The 13,938-nt window shown below is 33.9% G+C and carries 14 protein-coding genes; 3 read left to right on the plus strand and 11 right to left on the minus strand.

What is annotated here, in order from left to right:
* Positions 1 to 15: 15 nt before the first annotated feature.
* The 9 genes from AC5LXI_RS13205 to AC5LXI_RS13245 form a co-directional block, all read right to left on the minus strand.
* Entirely contained in the window at positions 16 to 1,536 is a 1,521-nt protein-coding gene (locus AC5LXI_RS13205; RefSeq protein WP_493442751.1) for a PP2C family serine/threonine-protein phosphatase, read from the minus strand.
* Complete coding sequence (locus tag AC5LXI_RS13210; protein WP_493442752.1) at positions 1,536 to 2,567, minus strand: TerY-C metal binding domain-containing protein; 1,032 nt, start codon at positions 2,565 to 2,567, stop codon at positions 1,536 to 1,538. Before AC5LXI_RS13210 ends, AC5LXI_RS13205 begins: the two co-directional genes overlap by 1 nt.
* 15 nt (positions 2,568 to 2,582) lie before the next feature.
* Positions 2,583 to 3,221, minus strand: coding sequence for a vWA domain-containing protein (locus AC5LXI_RS13215; RefSeq protein WP_493442753.1), 639 nt, complete (start codon positions 3,219 to 3,221; stop codon positions 2,583 to 2,585).
* The gene (locus tag AC5LXI_RS13220; RefSeq protein ID WP_493442754.1) at positions 3,221 to 3,871 is read right to left on the minus strand and encodes a TerD family protein; all 651 of its coding nucleotides are present in this window, start codon (positions 3,869 to 3,871) and stop codon (positions 3,221 to 3,223) included. The genes AC5LXI_RS13215 and AC5LXI_RS13220 overlap by 1 nt, the downstream gene beginning before the upstream one ends.
* Positions 3,872 to 3,906: 35 nt before the next feature.
* Positions 3,907 to 4,545, minus strand: a complete 639-nt coding sequence (locus AC5LXI_RS13225; RefSeq protein ID WP_493442755.1) for a vWA domain-containing protein — start codon at positions 4,543 to 4,545, stop codon at positions 3,907 to 3,909.
* A gap of 477 nt (positions 4,546 to 5,022) precedes the next feature.
* Positions 5,023 to 7,305, minus strand: a complete 2,283-nt coding sequence (pflB, locus tag AC5LXI_RS13230; protein ID WP_493442756.1) for a formate C-acetyltransferase — start codon at positions 7,303 to 7,305, stop codon at positions 5,023 to 5,025.
* A 65-nt stretch (positions 7,306 to 7,370) separates the two neighbouring features.
* Entirely contained in the window at positions 7,371 to 8,219 is an 849-nt protein-coding gene (focA, locus tag AC5LXI_RS13235; protein ID WP_493442757.1) for a formate transporter FocA, read from the minus strand.
* A gap of 202 nt (positions 8,220 to 8,421) precedes the next feature.
* The gene (gene mltC, locus AC5LXI_RS13240; protein ID WP_493442758.1) at positions 8,422 to 9,492 is read right to left on the minus strand and encodes a membrane-bound lytic murein transglycosylase MltC; all 1,071 of its coding nucleotides are present in this window, start codon (positions 9,490 to 9,492) and stop codon (positions 8,422 to 8,424) included.
* 10 nt (positions 9,493 to 9,502) lie between these two features.
* Positions 9,503 to 9,772, minus strand: coding sequence for an oxidative damage protection protein (locus AC5LXI_RS13245; RefSeq protein ID WP_493442759.1), 270 nt, complete (start codon positions 9,770 to 9,772; stop codon positions 9,503 to 9,505).
* Between the two features lie 191 nt (positions 9,773 to 9,963).
* On the opposite strand from AC5LXI_RS13245, the gene AC5LXI_RS13250 reads away from it, so the two are divergent.
* From AC5LXI_RS13250 to AC5LXI_RS13260, 3 genes are all read left to right on the plus strand, one after another.
* Positions 9,964 to 11,175 (plus strand): aspartate aminotransferase family protein, encoded by a 1,212-nt coding sequence (locus tag AC5LXI_RS13250; RefSeq protein ID WP_493442760.1) that lies wholly within the window; start codon positions 9,964 to 9,966, stop codon positions 11,173 to 11,175.
* 76 nt (positions 11,176 to 11,251) lie between these two features.
* Positions 11,252 to 11,854, plus strand: a complete 603-nt coding sequence (gene yihA, locus AC5LXI_RS13255; RefSeq protein ID WP_493444313.1) for a ribosome biogenesis GTP-binding protein YihA/YsxC — start codon at positions 11,252 to 11,254, stop codon at positions 11,852 to 11,854.
* A gap of 9 nt (positions 11,855 to 11,863) precedes the next feature.
* Positions 11,864 to 12,844: a serine/threonine protein kinase gene (locus AC5LXI_RS13260; protein WP_493442761.1), complete on the plus strand. Its 981-nt coding sequence runs from the start codon at positions 11,864 to 11,866 to the stop codon at positions 12,842 to 12,844.
* A gap of 10 nt (positions 12,845 to 12,854) precedes the next feature.
* Here AC5LXI_RS13260 and AC5LXI_RS13265 read toward each other — a convergent pair whose 3' ends face one another.
* Both AC5LXI_RS13265 and AC5LXI_RS13270 read right to left on the minus strand, forming a co-directional pair.
* Positions 12,855 to 13,163, minus strand: a complete 309-nt coding sequence (locus tag AC5LXI_RS13265) for a GIY-YIG nuclease family protein (RefSeq protein ID WP_493442762.1) — start codon at positions 13,161 to 13,163, stop codon at positions 12,855 to 12,857.
* A gap of 95 nt (positions 13,164 to 13,258) precedes the next feature.
* Positions 13,259 to 13,897 carry a histidine phosphatase family protein gene (locus AC5LXI_RS13270; protein ID WP_493442763.1) on the minus strand — a complete coding sequence of 213 codons (639 nt, stop codon included), beginning with the start codon at positions 13,895 to 13,897 and terminating at the stop codon, positions 13,259 to 13,261.
* Positions 13,898 to 13,938 lie beyond the last annotated feature (41 nt).

Genomic DNA, 13,938 nt, shown 5'->3' on the forward strand with positions numbered 1-13,938 from the left:
TTTAATCTGAAAAATTTACCAAATGATAACTAAAGTTCGGTCATCATGATGGCCTGGAGATGAGAATTTCATCCAATCTAATAACGCTTTTGCAGGATTCATTGGTGTTGCTAAGAGCGGATTAAGTTCGTCGATTAATTGTATCCATTTATCTTTATTATTCAGTTGAAAATCAGTTTCAAATTTAGGATCAGAAATTCCATCGGTCATTAATAGGAAATAATTTATTTCTTGCCATTTTCCTATGCGAATTCGGCTATAAAATTCAGCTTCTCGCAAAATAGAATTATCTAAAAAACGTGTTTGTCCTGCAAATTCACCGTTATCTGCGTTAGCTAATAAACGAATATTATCTTTATAACTAAACGCTGCGATAGCGCCATCACCGACGGAAAATGTGGCAGCAAATAAGTCATTATCGATTTTTAAAGTAACGGCAACTAATAACGTCGTTGAATATGATTTGAGAGGGCGATTAGTTTTATCAGCCTCTACTTCTAGTTGTTTAATTGCGAGTAATACAGCATCACGGAACCAAGTTTTAAATTGAGTACCAACAGTTTGGGTCGAAACATGATCCCATTTTTTTACACAACTTAAAAGATCCTGATTAGCACTATCTAATAGTTGATGTTTAAGATATTGTCCAACTGTATTTACCGCTAATTGAGATCCTTTTCTTGAATTTTGAGCACTACCAGCGCCATCAGCAACAATAGTGATATTCCATCCATTAGATAAACTATCAACAAAAAAATCGTCATCTCTAAAGGAACCCACATGAGCATGTGATCGACCACGGCAACTAGCTGCAGCAATCTTCAGTTGATCTGTTTCGATAAACTGATGGGCTAAACTTGGTTTATAGTAAATATCATTTTCATCAGCAGGAATATCTTTCCATAAACTATTAGGATCTGGATTAATGATAATATCTATTTTAGTTGTTTGTGATACATAGTCTGCAACTGTCCAAATGATATCAAGACTAAAAGTACCCGATATTGTAGGCGTACCCTCAATGGTATTAGTTTGTTTATTAAAAGTAAGATTTAAATCTGGTTGATTAATTATAACATTCTCAATAATAATATTTGCATCAGTATATGAAGAATCAATTTCTATTTTAGCTGAATAGTTATTACCTACTTTCATATTTGGTAAATGAAATCGAGGTGAATAGGATATTAGATTTTTTGTATTAGTGATTGGATTTTCAGGCGAATAGCTACTCGTATTTTGCTTTTGCAATTCATTTAATTTTGATAATTGCACATCTTTTTCAAGTTTTAATTCAAGCCAATGTGTTATAGGAACAACATAAGGTAGAGCGAGTGTAAAATTAGACGGATTATCATTGTTCTGACTACTATTATCTGATTTTAATTGTTGATATGTAGTAGCGATAGTCTTGATTGCCTGATCAATAAGAACAGTAATTGAATTGGTTTTAACTAGTTGTTCTACCTGATTTTGTGAAATATCATTAATAATGGCAGAGATAACTTTTTGATAAATATTATCAGAACTCTTCATTATCCTTTCCCTCTTATTACATCAAAATCCTCATCTGGCATATGCATATCAAATTCTAAATATTGATTACACCAAGGACAGGTTACTAAGCCAGTATGGTCAATGCATAAAAGGTTACCACATGAACACATTGCAAAAGCAGAAGGATTACTGCAATGTGGGCACGTAGGTGCTCCAATAAGTTGATTTGTATTAACTAATAAATTTGTTTTTATTTCATCACTCCAATTGAAATATTCGTTGTCGACAGGATAACACCCAGTTAGCCGGTATTTCTGTTTTTGATCTTTACTAAAATTAACTAAATTATCAACTAAATTATATTTGATTAAATAAGGGCGAATCGTATTTGAGCATTTACCGACAAATACCACACAATTTTCATCATAAGGTTTATAATTCCTAGCATCAGACAAGTTTAATACATTGTTATAATCATTTAATAATGCAATATCTTTATTTATATTTTGACTATGAGAGGAGACGGAAGCGGTAATCCACTTAATGAAATGTGTAAAGCTCTCTTGATGATTATCATTTAATATTATGACTGTTTCTGTTAGTTGATGTAATATACTTATGTCACTTGAATTTCCTAAACTCACTGCAATAAAATTAACTTTTTGGGCATATTTTTCTCGCCAAATACGTAATTCTTTGCCAACTATATCAGTAGGGCGGCCATCGGTTATTAGATAAACGATTGGTTTCCAATCACCTTTACAGTCTGGAGTTGTTTTAAGTAATTTGTTATCAATTTGATACCTTAACTCACGTAAAGCTGCTCCCAATGATGTTCCACCACCAATCGGTAACATTGGCGGGTAAAATGAAATTAAATCGATCAAAGGAACAATTGTTTTAGCTTTACCTGCGAATGCAATAATAGAAATGTAAACTGTTTCAAGCGCATGTGGATCTTTTCTGAGATCCATAACAATATCTTGTAGTCCTTTCTTTAATTTATCCAGATTCCCTCCAATCATTGATTCGGAGCAGTCTAATAGAAAAAAAACGGGTAATCTTCTCATAAAGTTATACTTTTTTTATAAAACTAGTTGTATTTCAGGTGGCGGTGGAGGCAGATCATCTGAACTAATATTAATACCTGAACTGGAACTTCCTGATGCAACACTAACCGAAATCCACTTAAAAAACCCGGCAAACGCATTCGAATCTAAGGTTTCTAGGGCAACAATTTGTGATGATAGTAATTTTAAATATTCTGTATCTGCTTTTTTTCCGATCGCACAACAAACTATAGAAGCAATGGCAATATTCTTAATTGCTTTACAAGCCTCAGTGTAAGCAAACATGTCTGATGGTTTTCCATCTGTCATTAAGAAAACCATAGGGCGCCAGTCACCTTTTTGTTCACTATTTGATTTTTTAACATCACGATTTATGCTGTTTATTAGACATTCTAATGATGCACCTGTAAATGTTGCTCCAGAACTCGGTACGGATAAATCTTGAAATTGAAATTGTTCTAAAGCGGTTAATGGGATGATTTCTCGAGCTTCATTATCAAATGTAATGATTGATATATAAACACTTTCCAGAGCATAGGGATCTTGTCTGAGTGCGTTGAGCATTGATCGTATCCCAACATTAACTGCATTAATTGACTCGCCACGCATTGAACCAGAAGTATCAATTACTAGATACACAGGAAGCCTTCTCATTATAAATACCTTTCTATATATGATACAAATGTATCGGATTCACTTGCATTACCAATTGCTTTAAATTGCCAACCGCTTGCTTCACGATTTAATTCAGCAAAAATCATTGAACGTTTATTAACAAATTCGCTACCGGTTGAAAGGTCAAAGCGTGCCATTTCTATATTATTAGCATCTACTGCACGTATAAATGCATTTTGTATTTGACCAAAGTGCTGTTTACGTTGAGTTCCATCATATATTTGTACAATAAAAACAATTTTATAATACTGATCACTTAATGCATTTAATTTTAAGATAATCTGTTCATCATCACCTTCGCCTTCACCAGTCCTATTATCACCAGTAAGCCAAACATGACCTGTTTTATGAATCATATTGTTGAAAAATATAATATCGCCGTTGTCTAAAGTTTGTTTACCATTTTCCACCGTTCCTAAGTTGGTAATTTTGCCATTTTTATCACATAAGAACGCGATAACATCTAAATCATAATCTTCGTTATTACCACTAAATAAACTTTTGAAAAATCCAGAAATAGATTGCCGATTTTCAGCTACATCCCAACCTAGACCAATTGTCACTTGTGAAAGATCAAATTGACTTTTTGATAGACTAACACCTTGACCTTTTTTTAAACTAACCGACATAATTCCCTCTCAGCTATAAAATTTCTATTTTTTGATTATAAAACAATGTTGACTTCAGGTGGCGGTGGCGGTAAATCATCTAATCCGATAACTTCTTTTCGATTTGATTCCACTTTTTCGCTTCCAGTAGAAATACTTGCAGATACCCATTTAAAGAAAGATTTAATTGAATTTGAATCGGCAGTTTCTAGTTGCATGACTATTTCTGTGATATTTTTTAATACAGAACTATCAATTGATTGCCCTACAGCACATGCTATAACCATACCTTTCTTCACTTTTTCGAATTTTTTTATCCCTTTTTCCCAATCGTCAGTAGGCATTCCATCTGTCATTATAAAGACAAGAGGTCGCCAATCTCCTTTCGTTTCATAGGTTGTTTTAACAACTTCTTTCTCAATACAATCTGCGGTAAGACTTAATGCTTGACCTAATGATGTTGTACCTGTAGCTACAAGATCGGGAATTTTAAAACTTAATAAATCGGTCAATGGTATAATTTGGGTAGCGGAAGTATTAAATGTAATTACTGAAATAAAAGCTGTCTCAAGGGCGTAGGGATCTTGTCTAAGAGTAGTTAATAGAGTTTGTACACCATTTTTAACCGCTTCTATTGCTTCTCCGTGCATGGACCCAGAAGTGTCTAATACAAGATAAACAGGTAGTCTTCTCATTTATTTTTCCTTAAATAAAGGGGAATTATTATTATTTATTATATGTTATTATTTATATTATTACTTTAATGAAGATTTATATTGCTTTTATCTTATCAATATTCTACTAAATCAACCTTTTGTTAATCACCTATCAAAATAAATTAAGCTAATTAGCATCATTGTAGACCATTCAAATATAGAAATTTTATCGTAAATTATTTGTGATTACTTCAAAATCCTAACATATTTTTTTATTCAAAATCCATTAGTTTTTTAATTTATAGCAAAAAATAATTACCAATAAATTCTAATAACTTTTGTTGTATCTTCCATGAAGTATTTTTGAATAAAAATCAGACTAATTTTATAATAAAATTTAATTAATTTAATAATTAAAAGAATGCCTTATTAGAAATAAAAAAAGCAGCGTAACTTAATATCACGCTGCTTTCAATTAGTTTAAATAATATCAAAGATATCATTTAAACACGTACTTTACATATTTGTAGTAAAAGTACGTGTAATAACGTCTTTTTGTTGCTCTTTAGTTAAAGAGTTAAAGCGTACTGCATATCCAGAAACACGAATAGTTAATTGTGGATATTTTTCTGGGTGTTCCATCGCATCTAATAATGTTTCACGATTTAATACGTTAACATTTAGATGTTGACCGCCTTCAACTGTCGCTTCATGATGGAAGTAACCATCCATTAAACCAGCTAAGTTACGTTTACGGACATCATCATCTTTACCTAATGCATTAGGAACGATTGAGAAAGTATATGAAATACCATCTTTCGCATAAGCAAATGGTAATTTAGCAACAGAAGTTAATGAAGCAACCGCACCTTTTTGATCACGTCCGTGCATTGGGTTAGCACCTGGTCCAAATGGCGCGCCAGCACGACGTCCGTCTGGAGTATTACCGGTTTTCTTACCATATACTACATTTGAAGTAATAGTTAAAACAGACTGAGTAGGAATTGCATTACGATAAGTTTTAAGTTTTTGAATTTTCTTCATGAAACGTTCAACTAAGTCAACCGCAATATCATCAACACGTGGATCATTGTTACCGAATTGTGGATATTCACCTTCGATTTCAAAGTCAACGGCCAAACCATCTTCATCACGAATCGTTTTCACTTTCGCATATTTAATTGCAGATAAAGAGTCAGCTGCAACAGAAAGACCTGCAATACCACATGCCATAGTACGAATAATATCGCGATCATGTAGTGCCATTAATGATGCTTCATAACTATATTTATCATGCATATAGTGAATAGCATTTAATGCAGTCACATACTGTTTTGCTAACCAATCCATGAAATGATCTAGACGAGCAAATACAGTATCAAAATCTAAATATTCGTCTCTAATAGGTTCTTCTTTAGGACCTACTTGCATTTTTAATTTTTCATCCACACCGCCGTTGATTGCGTATAGAAGTGTTTTAGCAAGGTTTGCACGAGCACCGAAGAATTGCATTTGTTTACCAACAATCATTGGGCTTACACAACATGCGATAGCATAGTCATCATTATTAAAATCAGGACGCATCAAGTCATCATTTTCATATTGTAAAGATGAAGTATCGATAGATACTTTTGATGCAAATTCTTTAAAGCCAGCAGGTAATTGTTCAGACCAAAGAATTGTCATATTTGGTTCTGGAGAAGGCCCCATTGTATAAAGTGTATTTAAGAAACGGAAAGATGTTTTAGTGACAAGTGTACGTCCGTCAACACCCATACCAGCAATAGATTCTGTTGCCCAAATTGGGTCACCTGAGAATAACTCATCATATTCTGGAGTACGTAAAAAACGAACCATGCGTAATTTCATAACAAAGTGGTCAACAATTTCTTGCGCTTCTTTTTCTGTGATTAAACCAGCTGCTAAATCACGTTGGAAGTAAATATCAAAGAATGTAGAGGTACGACCAAGAGACATCGCTGCACCATTTTGAGATTTAACCGCAGCTAAATAACCAAAATAAGTCCATTGAACAGCTTCTTGTGCAGTAGTTGCCGGTGCTGAAATATCAAAACCATATTTCGCAGCCATCTCTTTAATTTGACCAAGTGCTCGATGTTGCTCAGCAATTTCTTCACGACGTTGCATAGTCATTGGTAAATCAACGCCATTTTCGAAGTCAGCTTGTAATGAAGTGAATTGTGCAAATTTATCTTGCATTAGGTAATCAATACCATAAAGAGCAACACGACGGTAATCACCAATGATACGTCCACGGCCATAAGCATCAGGAAGACCAGTAATTACACCTGATTTGCGGCAACGAAGGATATCTGGAGTATAAATATCAAACACACCTTGGTTATGAGTTTTACGATATTCAGTAAAGATTTTTTTGACTAGTGGATCTAAAGTTCTATTGTAAGCTTTACAAGAATTTTCGATCATTTTGATACCACCAAACGGGATAATCGCACGTTTTAATGGTTTTTCGGTTTGTAAACCAACAATTTTCTCTAAATCCTTTTCGATATAACCTGCATCATGAGCAGTGATAGTAGAGATTACACTTGTATCAAAATCAACTGGCGTATGAGTGGAGTTTTCAAATTTGATACCTTCCATCACTTTATCCCACAATTTAGTGGTTGCTTCTGTAGCGCCAGCTAAGAAAGATTCATCACCCTCATAAGGTGTGTAATTTTTTTGAATGAAATCGCGAACATTGACATTATTTTGCCAATCACCCTCTTTAAATCCTTTCCAAGCCTTTGCTTGTACTTCATTTAAATTACTCATAGTTATTAACCTCAGGTTTACAAAAATATCCATCTACTCTTACATAAGGGTAAATATTATAAAAATCAATGTGGCTTACGTAAATGTAAAGCCCAATTAGGGATAGCAATTAACAGCCCCCCTAAAATATTTCCGATAGTAACAGGAATCAAATTATTCACAACAAAATGTTCAACTGTTAATGCTTTAAATGCATCAGGAGAAACCCCAACAGCAGTCCAAAACTCAGGCGAAGCAAAATTGTTAATTACAATTCCCATAGGAATCATAAACATATTTGCAATACTATGTTCAAAGCCACTAGCAACAAACATTGCCACGGGCAACACCATAATTAACATTTTATCAAGCAAACTGCGACCAGCATAACTCATCCAAGCGGCTAAACAAACCATTAAGTTAGCTAATAAACCAAGGAATACAGCTTCGATAAAAGTATGATGTAATTTATGATCTGCGGTTTGTAATACATTCAATCCCCATAAACCATTGGCAACCATATATTGCCCAGAAAACCAAATAATTGCGACAAACAGTATAGCACCAATAAAGTTACCAATATAGACAAAAATCCAGTTACGAAACATCTTTACCCAACTAATTCTATGCGTCATTTTAGGTAAGATAGTTAAAATGGTTGAAGTAAAAAGATCTGTTCCACAACAAACAACAAGCATCAAACCAAGCGAGAAACAGATACCGCCAACTAATTTAGCTAAGCCAAAAGCAACCGTTGCCGTGCCGGTTGTAGCAGTAATATAGAAAACGAATGCGATAGAGATAAAAACACCTGCAAGAATAGCAGATAAGATAGTACTACTAGGGTGTTTATTAACTTTATAGTTGCCAAGTTCCTCGGCGATTTGGGTCATTTGTGCGGGAGAAAATGAGTCCACAAGCTTATCATTACTCAATGTTGACATCCTCAAAAAAACTATGCTTTTATGAGACGCATAGTATACTCAAAAATTGAAGTAGATCACGTTTTTTTTATTAAATAACATTAAAACTATAAAATCATAAATTAATAATTATATAAATCACCAATAAGTTAGCCACAATTTAAAAACTTTAATTTAGGTTAGACAAAGTGACTAATGATCATCTATTTCATAATTACTTATTATCAAGAATTTTACTAACTTTGATAAGATAATTTCGTGACTCTTGAGAAACATGTGAAGTCACTAATTTTCGATAAACTTGTTGAGGTGCCATTGAATTAATAATATTAATTGCTTCATTTCGATCATCAGAGAATGTGCGTAATACACTACCTGCACCACCATTATAGGAGGTTATCATCGCATATCGTAATGAAATTGGATTATTTATACCTGCTAAATACTTCGTTTTTAGAAGAGATAAATAAGCGGTTCCCATATCGACATTATTACGAGGATCAAGTAAAAATTGACGACTTGGTTCGCCTGATTTACCTCGCATCTTGAAGATATCACGACCAGCAGTATGTTGTTGTACTTGCATCAATCCTAACGCATCTGTGCGACTAACAGCATAAGGGTTAAATGCAGATTCGACTTCGATAATCGCTAAAATCAATCGTTCATCAATAAAGTAACGATTTGATGCTTCAGTAACTAAAGGTAAGAATTTTTTTGCACGTTGATTAATATGATTTGGAACAAGTTTTATTTCAACGTAAGTGATTTTATGAGATTCTGATGAGCGGACTTTCAAATTGTTGGCAAGCAAATAATCAGCAAAACTATTTGCCCTACCACTCCAACGAATTGGTTGTCTTTCCTGATCAAGAACCTGATTGTATAAAAAAGGCTCTTCAGATAAATTCTGACTTATTTTATCTCGCCTTATAATATCAACTGGTTCAGGCATAAGTAATGTTGATACAATCGCTTCCTTCAAATTATTAATAGGCGTATCAGATAAAGTCTCAATGGTAATTACCCCTGAAACAAAGTTGATATGAACTCGAGTTTGTAAATTATCTTCATATTGAACATAATCTTTAGGTCCAGCAATAAGGACCTCTTTAGGTCCCCAAATCTGTTCTATATTATTAGCGTACTGACTTATTAAAATATTAAATGCGTTGGTATCTTTTACGTAATAGTCTTCGTCAGTTTTTTTGTTATTTGAGCCGGGACAGGCCGTTAATAAAGTTACTGAAATGAGTAATGTAAGAATTTTAAAATTGTTTTTCATTGTTAGACTCTCAATTTTCAGGTTTATATCCATCAATAATCACATCTTCACCTTCAAACAAAAACTTCACCATTTCGGTTTCAATTTTTTTACGATGTTCTAAGTTCATCATATTAAGTTTATTTTCATTAATTAACATTGTTTGTTTTTTAAGCCATTCTTGCCAGGCTAACTTGGAAATTTCATTATAAATACGCTTGCCTAGCTCTCCAGGATAAAGCTGAAAATCCAGACCTTCGGACTCTTCTTTTAGATAATGGCAATAAATAATACGACTCATATTTATTCCTATTTTAGTAAGGATCATTAATTAACCGCTAATTATACCCGAAAATAATTACAGAAAAGAATAAAATATTTATCTTTCTTAAATGAATATAAATTCAATAATAATGAATAAATATTTACTTTACTATCTCTGCAAATAACATAGAATATAAAAAGATTGTTGGTTAATATAAGGATTGAATAATGCAGCCAGAAATAACACGAGAATTTTTTGATAAAGTCATTTTACCCGTTTACTCACCAGCAAAATTTATACCGGTAAAAGGAAAAGGCAGCCGAGTATGGGATCAACATGGTGACGAATATATCGATTTTGCTGGGGGAATAGCGGTTAATGCCCTTGGTCATTGCCACCCTAGATTAATTAATGCTTTACACCAACAAAGTGAACAATTATGGCATGTCAGTAATGTTTTTACCAATGAACCAGCTTTACGCCTTGCCAAAAAAATTATTGATAATACCTTCGCTGATCGTGTTTTCTTTGCCAATTCAGGAGCTGAAGCAAATGAAGCCGCTTTTAAATTAGCAAGATACTATGCGGCTGAAAAATATAGTCCCTATAAAACTAAAATTATCGCATTTTATCAATCTTTTCACGGCCGCACCTTTTTTACCGTTTCCGTTGGCGGGCAAGCTAAATATTCCGATGGTTTTGGACCTAAACCCGCTGATATTATTCATGTCCCTTTTAATGATTTAAATGCAGTTAAAGCAGTAATGGATGATCACACTTGTGCCGTGGTGTTAGAACCTGTACAAGGAGAGGGAGGGTTAACATCAGCAACACCAGAATTTTTAAAAGGTGTAAGAGCACTTTGCGATCAATATAATGCCCTATTAGTCTTCGATGAAGTGCAATGTGGTATGGGACGAACAGGTAGCTTGTACACTTATCAACAATATGGTGTTGTGCCTGATATTTTAACTTCCGCCAAAGCACTTGGCGGTGGCTTCCCGATTAGCGCAATGCTAACAACCAATGACATCGCATCAGTCATGCATCCAGGTGTCCACGGTACAACTTATGGCGGTAACCCTCTAGCTTGTGCTGTTGGTTGTGAGGCTTTTGATATTATAAACACACCAGAGGTACTCCAAGGCGTAGAAAAACGTCGGGCAATCTTTATTGAACAACTTGAAAATATTAATGATAAATTCAAAGTATTTCGAGAATACCTTGGTAAAGGATTACTTTTAGGCGCTGAATTACAACCAAAATTTCATAGTAAGGCTCGCGACTTTTTAAATGTGGCTTCTGAGTGTAAAGTAATGATACTAAATGCAGGGCCAAATGTACTACGTTTTACCCCTTCACTAATCATATCTGAAGACGAAATAAAAGAGGGAATGAACCGACTTAGTACCGCAGTCGAAAAAGTTGTCAATTCCTAAGTTTTTCTATACAGTAACGGCATTTTAAGTGATTAAGTGCCGTTAATGCACTTAAAGGATATTGTTTATGACCGACATTCGACCATTAAATTATGCGAAAACGCATTTTATTTTAAGTGCTCCAGACATTACTCATTTACCCGTTGATACCGGCGTTGAAATTGCATTTGCCGGACGCTCAAACGCAGGAAAATCAAGTGCACTTAATACATTAACTAATCAAAAATCTTTAGCAAGAACCAGTAAAACACCGGGGCGCACTCAACTAATAAATTTATTTGAAGTTGAGGAAAACTGCCGCTTAGTTGATTTACCAGGTTATGGTTATGCACAAGTACCAGAGGCTATCAAACGCAAATGGCAAAAATCTCTTGGTGAATATTTGCAAAAACGAGAGAGTCTAAAAGGTTTGGTTGTATTGATGGATATTCGACACCCTCTAAAGGATTTGGATCAACAAATGATTGAGTGGGCAGTGTCCGTCAATATCCCGGTAATGCTGCTATTAACTAAAGCAGATAAACTGGCTTCCGGCGCACAAAAAAAACAAGTGAATATGGTTAAAGAAGCCATCTTACCATTTCAAGGCGATATAACGGTTGCACCATTCTCATCACCAAAACGTGTAGGTTTAGAAGCGCTAAAACAAAAATTAGATGAATGGTTTAGCCAACAATAAAGGAACATAATGAATAACAGTGCATTTTCTTTTCAAACTTTAACACCTGAACTCATTTTTAATAGTTTAGCAACTATCGGCATCAATGTTGATTCAGGCCTCACCGCGTTAAATAGTTATGAAAACCGCGTATATCAATTTTCCGACGAAAATCGCACTCGTTATGTCGTTAAATATTATCGACCACATCGCTGGAATAGATCACAAATTATTGAAGAGCATCAATTTACCCAACAATTATCACAGGCAGATATCTCAGTTATTGCACCTTTGGTAATTAACAACAGTACTGTACATGAATATCAAGGTTTTCTATTTGCATTATTTCCAAGTGTTGGCGCAAGGCAGTATGAAACCGATAATTTAGAGCAATTTGATTCAGTTGCAACTATGCTCGGTCGAATTCATCAAATTGGGGCAAAACAAACTTTTGAACATCGTCCAATCATAGGTTTGCAAGAATATCTTTATCAACCTCAAGAAATTTTGTTATCTAACGCAATCATCCCGAATAAAATCCAAACAGATCTTAACATCATCCTCCGCGATTTAATTAAAACTGTTGAACAACATTGGCATAACGATTGGCAACCAATTCGACTACATGCCGATTGCCATCCCGGAAATATTTTATGGCGGGATGAAGCTATCATGCTTGACTTCGATGATGCAAGAAACGGTCCAGCAATTCAAGATATTTGGATGCTATTAAATGGTGATCGCCAACAAATTCAGTTAGCGAATTTTATTGAACTTTACGAAGAATTTTTCTTGTTTGATAATAATCAATTGAAATTAATTGAACCATTAAGAGCAATGCGAATGGTTCACCACTTGGCATGGATTATTCAACGTTGGCACGATCCGGCTTTTCCGCGAACCTTTCCTTGGTTAACTGATATTGATGTTTGGCAACAACAGTTAAAGCAATTTAACCAACAAATTGAAGCAATGAAAGCCCCACCATTAAAGTTAATATCAATAATGTAAACTTAACATACTATTCAATCTTTTTTAGATTTAAAAAAGTGAATAACTCATCTAAATTCGGCGATAATAAAACCAGCTTTTCTTTCTGAATTTTAGATAACTGCTTGATACGATATTCTAACTTCAAGGCAGTAGCTCTCCCCTCTACACTAAGCTGGTAAACAACGGTAAAATCTTGATGTCCTTTTAAATATTTCGCCCTTTTACCCATCTGATGTTGATGTAATCGACGGGCTACATCAGTAGTAATACCGGTATACAATGATTGTTTGGTGGTTCGGATGATATATAAGAACCATATTGAAATGTTGTTTTCCATAAAAATAGATGTTAATCCAATAAACTAACCGGATAATAGTATTAATTTTTTCTACAATGAGATAATTCACTATATTAATCAAGAAAAATCTCACACTAATCTAAATGATCCGTCTGATTTAATACTTCGATACTAAAAATGCCTGGTACATCAAAATCAGTTTGTTGATAATTTACGATACTAATACTTGAATTACCTAATATAGTTGTTTTTTCTAGATGATCTTGCCATGCGCCTCCTGTAATAACATATATAAGCTGCCTTAATAATGAACCATGTGAAACAACAAGGATATTTCCATGATAATGTTGATCAACTATGTCCCTTATTACACAAGTTGAGCGATCAAGTAGCTCTTTAAAACTTTCACCTTTATTATCTAATGTAGAATATTTTTGGGCATTCTGTTCGAAATTGATAAAATCTTCATTTGAATAATAATCAGGTACAAATTTTTGTTCCCAATTACCAAAACTAATTTCTCTTAATCCATCATGAAAATCTAAATTAATATTGCGATTAGCAATAATATAGTTAGCGGTATCAACCGCTCTTTTTTGTGGACTTGAATAAGCAAAATTAAAATCTATATTTTTCAAAGCATTTCCTGTCTGTTTGGCTTGTTTTATTCCTTTTGCTGTTAATGGTGAATCGGATGAACCTTGAAAAAGTTGTAATTGATTGAATTCTGTTTCTCCATGGCGTACAAAATAGATACTCAAGTTTTTCAACATAAGACAATAACCTCTAATTTTACTGATCGGTGAAATACTTT

It is taken from the genome of Gilliamella sp. LMG 34361, assembly GCF_984569075.1.

Bases quoted from the DNA above. Each gene is read 5' to 3' on its own strand.
- mltC (WP_493442758.1), bottom strand. From the start codon at position 9,492: ATGAAAAACAATTTTAAAATTCTTACATTACTCATTTCAGTAACTTTA.
- AC5LXI_RS13270 (WP_493442763.1), bottom strand. From the start codon at position 13,897: ATGTTGAAAAACTTGAGTATCTATTTTGTACGCCATGGAGAAACAGAA.
- AC5LXI_RS13260 (WP_493442761.1), top strand. From the start codon at position 11,864: ATGAATAACAGTGCATTTTCTTTTCAAACTTTAACACCTGAACTCATT.
- AC5LXI_RS13220 (WP_493442754.1), bottom strand. From the start codon at position 3,871: ATGTCGGTTAGTTTAAAAAAAGGTCAAGGTGTTAGTCTATCAAAAAGT.
- AC5LXI_RS13205 (WP_493442751.1), bottom strand. From the start codon at position 1,536: ATGAAGAGTTCTGATAATATTTATCAAAAAGTTATCTCTGCCATTATT.
- AC5LXI_RS13250 (WP_493442760.1), top strand. From the start codon at position 9,964: ATGCAGCCAGAAATAACACGAGAATTTTTTGATAAAGTCATTTTACCC.
- AC5LXI_RS13265 (WP_493442762.1), bottom strand. From the start codon at position 13,163: ATGGAAAACAACATTTCAATATGGTTCTTATATATCATCCGAACCACC.
- AC5LXI_RS13210 (WP_493442752.1), bottom strand. From the start codon at position 2,567: ATGAGAAGATTACCCGTTTTTTTTCTATTAGACTGCTCCGAATCAATG.
- AC5LXI_RS13225 (WP_493442755.1), bottom strand. From the start codon at position 4,545: ATGAGAAGACTACCTGTTTATCTTGTATTAGACACTTCTGGGTCCATG.
- pflB (WP_493442756.1), bottom strand. From the start codon at position 7,305: ATGAGTAATTTAAATGAAGTACAAGCAAAGGCTTGGAAAGGATTTAAA.
- AC5LXI_RS13215 (WP_493442753.1), bottom strand. From the start codon at position 3,221: ATGAGAAGGCTTCCTGTGTATCTAGTAATTGATACTTCTGGTTCAATG.
- AC5LXI_RS13245 (WP_493442759.1), bottom strand. From the start codon at position 9,772: ATGAGTCGTATTATTTATTGCCATTATCTAAAAGAAGAGTCCGAAGGT.